We start from the raw sequence: 10,626 nt of genomic DNA on the forward strand, positions 1-10,626 counted from the left end.
GCACGGTGCTTCAGCTGTTCGCCACCACTTCGCTTGGCATCTTTCTCGCGACGGTGGCCGGTTCAATGCCACAGTTCGGTCTTCTCCTGATGCTGACCCTGCTGCCATTGCGCGTCCTGTCGGGCGGGGTGACGCCGCGCGAGAGCATGCCGCAGATCATCCAGGACGTCATGCTCGTCGCACCCGATACGCACTTCGTCATGCTGGCGCAGGCGATACTGTTTCGAGGCGCGGGCCTGGATGTCGTCTGGCCTCAGTTTCTGGCGTTGCTGGTTCTTGGGGTGGCGCTGTTCTTCTTCTCGCTGCGCCGTTTCAGGGCGTTCCTGCGCTAGCCCAGCGGTCAAGCCCGAGCTGTGCGCGCGGCATCCTGGGGCAAGGATTGACGATCTGGTTGTAGGGCGATGGCGCGATATGAGCGCAACGGTTGAACCTGCGGCCATGCAATTCCCGTCTGCGCGTTTGGGCGGGAAGTCGCCCGCGTGCCTATCGGGATTGCCGCGCATAATCTCGATCGCATGAGGGGGAAACAGGTGCGCGCCCCGTATAAGCTGCAAGAGCCGGGAAAAGCGAGCGGCGCACATGCAGGCACAGGAATTGGCAGCGCGATGGCAGGAGATGGAACTCGAATGGGACGCGCTCGCGTTGCTAGTCAGGCGGACTCTGGGCACCGGCATGGTCGAACCCCGGGCCTATAACAAGGTTGCTGATGACAAACTCCTGTTCTGGTCTGCACAAGGAGACCGGAGAGCCTTCGACGAAATCGTTGTTCGTCACGGTGCGTTTGTTCTAAGTGTAGCCAGCCGCATAACCCCGAATTTTCGCGATGCTGAGGACATCGCCCAGGATGCAATGGTCAAGGTGTGGCATCACGCTGGCCGCTTCAACCCAAAGCGCGCTCGATTGAGAACCTGGCTTTATCAGATCGTCGTCAATCTCTGTATTGATCGCCGCCGCCGTAAAGAGCCGGTCCCCCTTCCAGACAACTTCGATGCTGTCGATCCAGGAGCCGCAGCAGACGAGATTTTGACGAGTACCGAGCGCGATGCCGCCCTGGCTGCAGCTATTCGCGCATTGCCAGCGAGCCAGCAGGCCGCGATGATACTCGTCTACGAGGAAGGCATATCCGGCGCTGAGGCGGGACGTATTCTTGGGCTGTCGGCCAAAGCAATAGAGCGTCTGCTTGCGCGCGCCAGAACTACACTTCGTGAGCGGCTGCTGGCAGAGCGTGATAAACAGGGAGAATAAATATGTTGAAGATCGAACGTTTTACGTCCCTGGCGCGAAGTTACGGAGCGAATATTGACCTCTGGCCTGTAGAGGTGCAGGCCGATGCGCTGTCTCTGCTAAAGATCTCGAAAGTGGCGCGTACCGTTCTTGCGGAGGAGCGCTTGATGGATGATGCGCTAGCGGCGGCGCGCAGGCATCAAGAGATCTCCCTGTGGCCGCCGGGCGAGCGTAGTGTCGCCTTGGTGCGCCTGAGAACGAACGTCGCTGCGCGAATAGCGCCAGCACCATCCGGACCCTCCCGGTTCGGTGCACGGCTTTTTGCGCAAGTTCGCGGGCTATGGCCCCATCTGAATTGGCTGGGTATTTCCTCCGGCAGCGGGATAGCAGTGGCTGCGGGTCTTTTTATCGGGATGCATTTCCCGAACTTACCCGCCTCCGGTGATCTGCTCTCCACACTTCAGGTCGCATCGATCCCAATTTTCATGGAATGAACAGCAATATGGTTCAAACACAGGATGGCACAAGAAAATGGCTGCGAATTGCTCTTCCCATATCGCTCGTGTTGAACATGTTCCTTCTCGCTTTTGTGGGAGGGCAAATGCTGCGTGCGACACCGGAGGTCCCCAGAGGTGATGATCCTTTAGCTCGCATTCTTGCTGTTGCGGAAGCGACCCTTCCCGCTTCAGACGCCAGGTCGTTCCGTGAGACTCTTCTCAAGGAAGAACCGCGATATGCGCGAGCCGTGAGGAAAGTTACCGAGGCTCGGCAAGAAATGCTGAAACAGATGTCTGCTGATCCGTATGATCCTGTCGCAACCCTGGCGGCCCTCAGTGCAATGCAGTCCGCCTGGACGGAGTTCATGGACGCAATTGGCGGTCCATTGGTGGATGCGATAGGTCAAATCTCCCCCGAAGGAAGGCGCACGGTGGTTGCCGATCAAAAGGCAAAGGGAATACTGCGCGTTCCGTAACGGTCGCCGATCCGTCGCGGGCTAGACCGATCAGTTATCGCACGATCGCCTGCCGCGTGTCCGACGGCTTCATCGCACCGGTCTTGGCCGCCACCGAGAGGTTCTCCCGTAGAAGAGCCGTTATCCGCTCCTCGCCCATGCGCTGATGCCAGCGCGTCATCGACGAACGGTCCAAATGCAATCTGTGCTGGAAGAGCTCCCCACCGCAAAAATACTGGAAGTACGGACTGTCGTGGTAGCGGACGCAAACCCCATCATCCGACAAATTGAATGTATGCTTGAGGATTGCCAGCCCTGCCATCAGCCGGGTCGGCAGCTGCCGCATACCTGATCCATCCTGAAAAACCTTGCCAAAACGCTCTTTCAGAAACGGCCAGTCGATCATCTGCGCCAACTGGACCAGCTCATGTTGCATGTCCTTCCCTTACTGCTGCTCACCATAAGATCTCAGATCTGAATGGCAGCTCCGAAAAAAATCCAACCGGAATGTCGCATCGGGCGCCGCACTTCGTATCAGTAGCAATTCATCCATTCGGGAAGCTGCTGATGATTGAAAAATACCGACCGAAAACCATCGCAGCGCTGGCGCGAGCAACGGCCGTTTGCCTCGGGGCCAACCAGTTATGGAGTAGGTCAATCTTTCAGAATGCACCGTTGCCTCGAACCCTTGGCAACAGGTCGGATGGCGATTGCCGTTAATTGCATTTCGCTCCGTGGCAAGAAAGAAACTGCCCGGACATCGACCTTCTATTCAGCATTACAAGCGAGGGACAATGAGTAAGAGGCGCGGTTTTACCTGCTTTGCTTTGATGCTGCTTGCCGGCATTTCCGTCTCTGTTAACGCGGCTGCCCGCGAGCGGCCCGTCACGATCCCATGGGAGAACGAATCCATCGAGGCGCTCTGTTTCCCGATGGAAAACGGAATGCCGAATACCGTTTGCGTCACTCTGTATGCCGCCGAGGACGGATATGAGCTGTGCGTGTCGAACGAGGCGGCTTCGACGGAGAGATGTGTCAGCGCCTACCGCTTTGGCGACCCTGATGGCTCCGAAGACGATGGGCCAAACGACAGCCGTTGGAGCGTCGTCAACTTGTAAATATTTGAACGACTTTGATCTGCTCGTTCAAGTTGTCGGACGCGTTGACTCAGGAAAGCTCAACGATTTCAAAGGAGAAAGTTATGAACATAAAGCGTATTTGGGTTACGCGCCGCCGTATCCTGGGTGCATTGGCAGCGCTGTGTATGGCCGTCGCATCAGGCCCGGCTGTAGCGGCAACAAAAGGAGCGACGGTCGGCAGCGTCAATCTGAGGGCCGGGCCGGGAACATGGTATCCAGTGGTCATGACGATGCCGCCGAGCGCAGCTCTTACCATCTACGGGTGCCTTGATGCAGCGTCCTGGTGCGACGTCTCGTGGGGAGGAGCACGCGGCTGGGTCTCTTCGAACTATGTCAGCATCTACTATCAAGGCCAAACAGTAGCTCTTTCACCGGCGCTCATTCCGATGATCGGATTGACCGTTGTCGCCTTCAATCAGGCTTACTGGAACAACCATTATGCCGGCCAGCCGTGGCACGGACAGTGGAACACGTATTATCGCGGCGGCCCGGGCTACGGCGGCGTTGCGCGAGGTGGCTGCGTCGGAGCGGCATGCGGCGGTTCTGCCGTTGTTCGCGGCCCTTACGGCGGCGGCGCCGCGGCACGAGGAGCATGCGGCCCAGACCGTTGCGCCGGTGGCGCGATCATGCGGCAGCCTGGTGGCGGCCTCCAATTCCGTAGGGGCGTCGTGGAGCGTTAAGACGAACCTCAAGCCGGAGACGAGTACACGCCGTCCCCGATCGTTAGCCATGACGCAAGTCAGGCCGAGGCGGATCACCGCCTCGGGATTTTCGTTCAAAAGCTGAGGACCGTTCTGCCGGTGAAGAAAACACCGTGACAGCGGGCCATGCACATGAGGTGAACTTTGGATAATCGCGCAAATAGTCTGACCCCGATTTCCGGTCCGTCCCAGGCACCTCGGAGGCGGCCTTCCAATATTTGGGTGCGTGGCCTGGCGGCTTGCGCGATGGCGCTCGCCCTCGCCGCCTGCGCAACAACACCGCCACCGTCTCAAGCGCTGTCTTCGTCGGCGTTTCTACGCCCGACCTCGGACAAGACAAGGCCCTATGCCTACCGTCGGCCGGATGTGAATTTCGCAGCCTACAGTCGTGTGATTATTCCACCCACGGCGATCTATGCAGGGCCGGACGCCCAATTCGGCAAGATGTCGGCTACCGACCGGCAGGCACTTGCCAGCTACATGCATCAGGAGTTTTCCAAGGTCCTCAGCCGACGTCTTCAACTCGTTGCACAGCCCGGACCGGGTACGTTGCGCGCCAGGCTGACACTGACCGGTGCAGAAGCAAGCACACCGGTGCTGTCCACCGTTTCGCATGTTCTGCCGGTCGGCCTTGTCGTCAATGCGGGCGCTCAGGCCACTGGCGGTCGCGGCACATTCTCCGGCTGGGTGTCCTATGCCGTCGAGATCGAGGATGCCCAGACCGGCGCCCTGCTCTACGCCCATGTTGCGAGCAGAAGCGCGAACGCACTCGACATCACCGCCAATTTCGGGGGGCTCGACGCCGCGAAGGCCGGGGTACGCTCGGCGGCGGACCAACTGGGCAAAGAATTGGCCGGCAGCACCCGGTAGCCGCAAGCGTCAATGCGTCAGCCGTTTCGCCCAACGCGTCTGGACGTCAAGACACGACAAGCGCCCCGCGCCAGAAATCTGCCGGCTCGAAGCCTCGCAGACAATCGCAGGAGATCTTACTCTGACTGGAAGTTATTTGAAGAAGCAAGAACGATATGATGCCGGCGAGTTTACGAGCCGGCATCGCACTTCCAAAATTCGATTTCGCGTGATTGGTCTCGGTTTGACCGGCATGTTGCTTGCGGCATGCGACGACAATGCCAAGACAACAGCGGCGCCACCGCAGCCGGTACGCGTGATTCACGCTGCAATGATCGAGCATCAGCGCAGCACAGGCGTCTCAGGCGAGATACGAGCGCGCATCCAGACCGACCTCGCGTTCCGCTCCGCCGGCAAGGTCATAGAGCGGCGGGTGGATATCGGTTCACATGTGCACGCCGGAGATGTTCTGGCTCGGATCGATGACACCGAGCAACGCGCCGACGTGGAGTCGGCTGAGGCTGGTCTTCTGGCGGCGCAAGCGACACTCAATCAAAAGAAACTCGCCTTTCAGCGCTATCAGACATTGGTGGAGACACGCGCAATCGCCCAGTCGACCTACGATCAGGCGAAAGAGGAATTGGCGACGGCAGAAGGGTCGCTGGAGTCCGCCAAAGCGTCCCTGGCGATCACTCGCGACGCACTCTCCCACACCGAACTCAAAGCCAATGCTGACGGCATCATCACTGCGCGCAGCATCGAGGTTGGGCAGGTCGTATCAGCGGCACAGCCTGCCTTCACGCTCGCCCATGATGGTCCCCGTGATGCGGTCTTCGATGTCTTCGAGGCATTTTTCCTGGCCGGGCCACCGGGCGATGAGGCGACCGTGGTGCCAGTCTCGAATCCTGGCGGTGGTATCCCTGCAAAAGTGAGAGAGGTCGCGCCGGTCATCGATACGACGACCGGAACGATCCGCGTGAAATTGGCACTTCCCGACAATGTCCAATGGTCCCTTGGAACTCCCGTGATCGGCACTTTTCAAGCGTCTCAAGAGGCTGCGATCACATTGCCGTGGAGCGCGATGGCGTCGGCTGACGGGAAGCCCGCAGTTTGGATCGTGGATGCGGCCAAGCGCACCGTCGCACTTCGCCCGATCACTGTAGCAAGTTACCGCGCAGGCGAATTCACTGCCGCAAAGGGGGTCTCCGCACAGGAACTGGTTGTCACGGAAGGCGGCAAGTTCCTTCGGCCCGACCAGGTCGTGAACTGGGAGGGTAACTGAGATGAAGCGCCCGTCCCCAGCTACTATGCTCTATATCGCAACAGTCATCGTCTGGTCCTTACCCTACCAGCCCGCTGCAGCGGAAAACACGCCACCGCGACCCGTAGTCTGGATGGACGTGACAGCCGGTCGTTCCCAAGCCTTGAGTTTTGCCGGTGTCGTTCAGCCGCGGGTGGAGACCGAACTCGCATTCCGGGTTCTTGGCCGTGTTATCGCGCGACAGGTTGAGACAGGCGACATCGTCAGGAAGGGCGACATTCTCGCGGAGATCGATCCGCTCACATTGCAGCTCGCCGTGATCAGCGCGCAAGCCGATCTCAGAAATGCGAATGCCCAACTCGAGAACGCCGTGATTAACGAGCAACGCAAACGCATGCTCGCTGCGACTAACACCGCCAGCGTTGCCGACCTCGAACTTGCCGAACAGGGGCTCAAGTCGGCACAGGCGAATGTCGCGAAAGCGCAAGCCAATCTGGCCAAGACCCGGGAGCAGCTTGGCTATGCTCGGTTAGAGGCGGAGTTCGACGGCGTGATCACCTCAACCTCCGTTGAAGTGGGCCAGACCGTTACAGCCGGACAAGCCGTCCTGAAACTCGCGCGGCTCGATCAGCGCGATGTCATCATAGACGTGCCCGAGGCGCAGGTTTCGTCTATCACTTCGTCCAACCATGTAGACGTTGCGCTGCAGCTCGATGGCAGCTTGCGGACATCCGGACAGGTCCGGGAGATCGCTCCGCAGGCGGACGCGGACACCCGAACCTACAGGGTGAAAATCGCCCTGGAAAAGCCCCCCGAGGTCTTCCGCTTCGGTGCGGTCGTGACCGCCACGTTCACGGAGCGCCAACGCATCCAAGCCGTGGAAGTGCCCCGCTCGGCAATCGTGGAGAAGAATGGCGTCCCTAGTGTTTGGGTGATCGATCCGAATACCCTGAGCGTGTCGTCGCGTACGGTTGTCCTGGAACAAACCGGGCCGGAGAACCCACTTGTACGGGTCAAATCGGGACTGACCGCGGAAGAAAGAGTCGTGGTTGCAGGAGTCAGTGAACTTCAGGAGGGACAGAAGATAAGGCCAGGACAGGAGATGCGCCCATGAAGAATTTCAATCTATCGGACTGGGCGCTCGAACATCGTTCCTTCGTCTGGTATTTCATGATCGCCTTCGCGGTCGCTGGCATGTACGCTTACCTCAACCTTGGACGCGAGGAGGATCCGTCTTTTACTATCAAGACGATGGTGATCCAGGCGCAATGGCCGGGCGCTTCGGCCGAAGAGGTCACCCAGCAGGTCACCGATCGCATCGAGAAAAAGCTTCAGGAGCTCGACAGCCTCGATCGGACGCGGAGCCTCACGACCGCCGGCAAGACCACGATCTTCGTTGATCTTCTTCCGACCACCAAGGCGCGCAATGTCCCAGCGACCTGGCAGCGCGTCCGCAACATGATTGGCGACATCCAGCAGCAGTTTCCGTCAGGCGTCGTCGGCCCCTTCTTCAACGATCAATTCGGCGATGTTTACGGAAACATCTTTGCCTTCACCGCCGACGGCTTGAATCAGAGGCAGTTGCGCGATCTCGTCGAGGATGCCCGCACCAAGGTCCTGACAGTGCCGAATGTTGGCAAGGTCGACATCATTGGCGCCCAGGACGAGGTGATCTATCTGGAGTTCTCCACCCGCAAGATCGCAGCGCTTGGAATCAATCAGTCCGACATCGTCGAAACCCTGCAAAAGCAGAATGCCGTCACCCAATCGGGCTTCATCGACGCCGGGCCGGAGCGCATCGCTCTGCGCGTCGGTGGCCGCTTCATCTCCGAAGACAGCCTCCGGGCGATCAACCTGCGCGTCAACGATCGCTTTTTTCCGCTGACGGATGTTGCAACCGTCAAACGTGGTTACGTCGATCCTCCATCGTCGCTGTTCCGGTTCAATGGCAAGCCGGCGATCGGGCTTGCAATCGGAATGAAGGCCGGTGGCAATCTACTCGAATTTGGTCACGCTCTCGACGAGATGATGGAGCGCATCGTGCAGGATCTGCCGCTCGGCGTGTCCGTCGATCATGTCTCAGATCAACCGGCCGTGGTCGACGAAGCCGTTTCCGGCTTTACCAGAGCTTTGTTCGAGGCTGTCGCCATCGTGCTCGCCATCAGCTTCATCAGCCTTGGCCTGCGCGCCGGGCTGGTCGTGGCGATCTCCATCCCGCTGGTGCTCGCCATCACCTTCATGGTGATGCAGTATTCCGGTATTTCGCTGCAGCGTATCTCGCTCGGCGCCCTCATTATCGCGCTCGGCCTTCTGGTCGACGATGCAATGATCGCCGTCGAAATGATGGTGGCCCGCCTGGAGGTCGGTGACACTCTGCGCAAGGCCGCGACCCATGTCTACATATCGACTGCCTTTCCGATGCTGACCGGCACGCTGGTCACCGTCGCAGGGTTCCTGCCGATCGGTTTCAACAACAGCAGCGCCGGCGAATTCACCTTCACGCTTTTCGTCGTACTGGCGGTTTCGCTGACCGTGTCCTGGATCGTCGCCGTTCTGTTCACCCCTCTGCTGGGCGTGACGATCCTGCCGAAGACAATGAAAAAGCACGAGGAGCACAAGAGCCGTATGGGAGCAGCCTTCTCATGGCTGCTTCAGCTCTGCCTTCGCTTTCGCTGGACGACCATCATCGTGACAGTCGCCGCGTTTGGCCTGTCCGTTGCCGGGATGTCGCTGGTTCAGCAGCAATTCTTTCCCGCGTCCGACCGTCCGGAGTTGATCATCGACTGGAACCTGCCGCAAAACAGTTCCATGGCCGAGACGAACCGGCAGATGGCGCAATTCGAGCGGGAGAAGCTCGCCGGCAATCCCGACATCGATCACTGGTCGAGCTATGTCGGTAGGGGTGCCCCGCGCTTCATTCTGTCCTTCGACGTCCAGCCCGACGATCCCACCTTCGGCCAGATCGTCATCGTCTCGAAGGGTCTTGAGGTCCGCGACCGGCTCAGGGCCGACTTGCAGGCTTATTTGCTGAAGACTTTTCCGGGCACCGACGCTTTCGTCAAGACGCTGGACTTCGGTCCGCCGGTCGGCAAGCCGGTCCAGTACCGAATTTCTGGCCCGGATATTCAGAAAGTGCGCGAGTTAGCGCAAAAAACTGCCGGGATCGTGATGTCCGATTCTTCTCTGACCGGCCTCGTCTTCGACTGGAATGAGCCTGCACGGGTAGTGAAGGTCGACGTTCTCCAGGACAAGGCCCGGCAGCTCGGTGTTTCTTCCGAGGATATCGCAACGGCGCTGAACGGCATCGTCCAGGGCGCGACCGTGACGCAGGTCCGCGATGCGATCTATCTGATCAACGTTGTCGGACGGGCGGAGGCACAAGAACGCGCCTCTATTGACAGTCTGCTCGATCTCCAACTGCCAAGCGCCAGCGGGAAGTCCATCCCGCTCTCCTCCGTCGCCAAATTCGATTACGACCTGGAGCAACCGACGATCTGGCGACGCAACCGGATACCGACGATCACGATCAAGGCCGGTATAAGGGACACGATGCAGCCTGCGACGATAGTTCGGCAGCTCGACCCGAAGATAGAAGAACTGAAAGCCTCTTTGGAACCGGGATACGATATCGCCGTCGGCGGTACGGTCGAGGAGAGCTCCAAGTCCCAGGCGCCGATTATCAATGTGGTGCCGGTCATGATTTTCGTCATGACGACGCTTCTGATGACGCAACTTCAAAGCTTCCATAGATTGCTCCTCGTCTTCTCGGTCGCCCCGCTCGCCTTGATCGGTGTCGTCGCTGTGCTCGTTCTGAGTCGAGCGCCATTAGGTTTCGTCGCAATCCTCGGCGTGCTTGCCCTGATCGGTATCCTCATCCGAAACTCGGTCATCCTGATCGTCCAGATCGAAGACCTGCGCAAGGCAGGGACCCCTCCGTGGCAGGCCGTCGTCGAGGCGACGGAGCATCGGATGCGACCGATCATGCTGACGGCCGCCGCGGCGACGCTGGCGTTGATCCCCATCTCAAGAGAGGTGTTCTGGGGACCGATGGCCTACGCCATGATGGGCGGCATCGTCGTCGGAACCGTCCTGACCCTGCTGTTCCTTCCCGCTCTCTACGTAACCTGGTTCAGGATTCCCCGCGATGTCGAACACAATTGACTACACGTCATCGCTACGACGGCTTTCGTCAATGAATGCCGTTGCCGCCCGAAAAGCCTGCTCACGCAATTCGCGCTCATGGCGAGGGCGCATCGTATTGTTTCCCCTCCTTCTTTCCATGCTCAGCGGCTGCGCGGGCCGGCCGGAGAATGTCCTTCAGCCCGTGGCGTTGACGACGAACGACACAAGCCGCGTCGACATGCTGGTCGCGACCACCCGAAAACCCGCCGCAGATCCCGGCGAGTGTCCGACATCAGCGCCCATGAGACAGAATTGGTTTAATTGAGAAGAGAGGATTTTCGGCTCATCGTAGCTCATTCAAAGGAAGCGAAGATGAGA

Annotated in this window: 10 protein-coding genes and 1 pseudogene; 10 read left to right on the forward strand and 1 reads right to left on the reverse strand. The window is 59.4% G+C overall.

The features are described from left to right. From CRO48_RS30905 to CRO48_RS30920, 4 genes are all read left to right on the forward strand, one after another. On the forward strand, positions 1-332 hold a 332-nt coding region (locus CRO48_RS30905), incomplete at its 5' end, for an ABC transporter permease (protein WP_141402163.1). Between the two features lie 247 nt (positions 333-579). Further along, a complete protein-coding gene (locus CRO48_RS30910; RefSeq protein WP_097143469.1) occupies positions 580-1,245 on the forward strand; it encodes a sigma-70 family RNA polymerase sigma factor in 666 nt (221 codons plus the stop codon). Between the two features lie 2 nt (positions 1,246-1,247). After that, positions 1,248-1,718, forward strand: coding sequence for a hypothetical protein (locus tag CRO48_RS30915; RefSeq protein WP_097143470.1), 471 nt, complete (start codon positions 1,248-1,250; stop codon positions 1,716-1,718). After that, positions 1,715-2,197 (forward strand): periplasmic heavy metal sensor, encoded by a 483-nt coding sequence (locus CRO48_RS30920; RefSeq protein ID WP_235917010.1) that lies wholly within the window; start codon positions 1,715-1,717, stop codon positions 2,195-2,197. The genes CRO48_RS30915 and CRO48_RS30920 overlap by 4 nt, the downstream gene beginning before the upstream one ends. A gap of 40 nt (positions 2,198-2,237) precedes the next feature. On the opposite strand, the pseudogene CRO48_RS30925 reads toward CRO48_RS30920, so the two are convergent. After that, positions 2,238-2,615, reverse strand: a pseudogene (locus tag CRO48_RS30925) (transposase); the annotation flags it as partial. A 295-nt stretch (positions 2,616-2,910) separates the two neighbouring features. Here CRO48_RS30925 and CRO48_RS33185 point away from each other — a divergent pair. From CRO48_RS33185 to CRO48_RS30955, 6 genes are all read left to right on the forward strand, one after another. Then, entirely contained in the window at positions 2,911-3,294 is a 384-nt protein-coding gene (locus CRO48_RS33185) for a hypothetical protein (protein ID WP_245423728.1), read from the forward strand. A 146-nt stretch (positions 3,295-3,440) separates the two neighbouring features. After that, complete coding sequence (locus CRO48_RS30935; RefSeq protein WP_280952713.1) at positions 3,441-3,995, forward strand: SH3 domain-containing protein; 555 nt, start codon at positions 3,441-3,443, stop codon at positions 3,993-3,995. 267 nt (positions 3,996-4,262) lie between these two features. Continuing rightward, positions 4,263-4,886 carry a DUF3313 domain-containing protein gene (locus CRO48_RS30940; RefSeq protein WP_235906873.1) on the forward strand — a complete coding sequence of 208 codons (624 nt, stop codon included), beginning with the start codon at positions 4,263-4,265 and terminating at the stop codon, positions 4,884-4,886. A 136-nt stretch (positions 4,887-5,022) separates the two neighbouring features. Further along, complete coding sequence (locus tag CRO48_RS30945) at positions 5,023-6,147, forward strand: efflux RND transporter periplasmic adaptor subunit (protein WP_312196271.1); 1,125 nt, start codon at positions 5,023-5,025, stop codon at positions 6,145-6,147. 1 nt (position 6,148) lies between these two features. After that, complete coding sequence (locus tag CRO48_RS30950; protein ID WP_235906874.1) at positions 6,149-7,240, forward strand: efflux RND transporter periplasmic adaptor subunit; 1,092 nt, start codon at positions 6,149-6,151, stop codon at positions 7,238-7,240. Beyond that, positions 7,237-10,287, forward strand: a complete 3,051-nt coding sequence (locus CRO48_RS30955) for an efflux RND transporter permease subunit (RefSeq protein ID WP_097143473.1) — start codon at positions 7,237-7,239, stop codon at positions 10,285-10,287. Before CRO48_RS30950 ends, CRO48_RS30955 begins: the two co-directional genes overlap by 4 nt. Positions 10,288-10,626: the final 339 nt, after the last annotated feature.

Source organism: Rhizobium subbaraonis (assembly GCF_900220975.1).
Classification (GTDB): Bacteria; Pseudomonadota; Alphaproteobacteria; order Rhizobiales; family Rhizobiaceae; genus Mycoplana; species Mycoplana subbaraonis.

Bases quoted from the DNA above. Each gene is read 5' to 3' on its own strand.
- CRO48_RS30920 (WP_235917010.1), top strand. From the start codon at position 1,715: ATGAACAGCAATATGGTTCAAACACAGGATGGCACAAGAAAATGGCTG.
- CRO48_RS30940 (WP_235906873.1), top strand. From the start codon at position 4,263: ATGGCGCTCGCCCTCGCCGCCTGCGCAACAACACCGCCACCGTCTCAA.
- CRO48_RS30915 (WP_097143470.1), top strand. From the start codon at position 1,248: ATGTTGAAGATCGAACGTTTTACGTCCCTGGCGCGAAGTTACGGAGCG.
- CRO48_RS30950 (WP_235906874.1), top strand. From the start codon at position 6,149: ATGAAGCGCCCGTCCCCAGCTACTATGCTCTATATCGCAACAGTCATC.
- CRO48_RS30910 (WP_097143469.1), top strand. From the start codon at position 580: ATGCAGGCACAGGAATTGGCAGCGCGATGGCAGGAGATGGAACTCGAA.
- CRO48_RS30935 (WP_280952713.1), top strand. From the start codon at position 3,441: ATGGCCGTCGCATCAGGCCCGGCTGTAGCGGCAACAAAAGGAGCGACG.
- CRO48_RS30955 (WP_097143473.1), top strand. From the start codon at position 7,237: ATGAAGAATTTCAATCTATCGGACTGGGCGCTCGAACATCGTTCCTTC.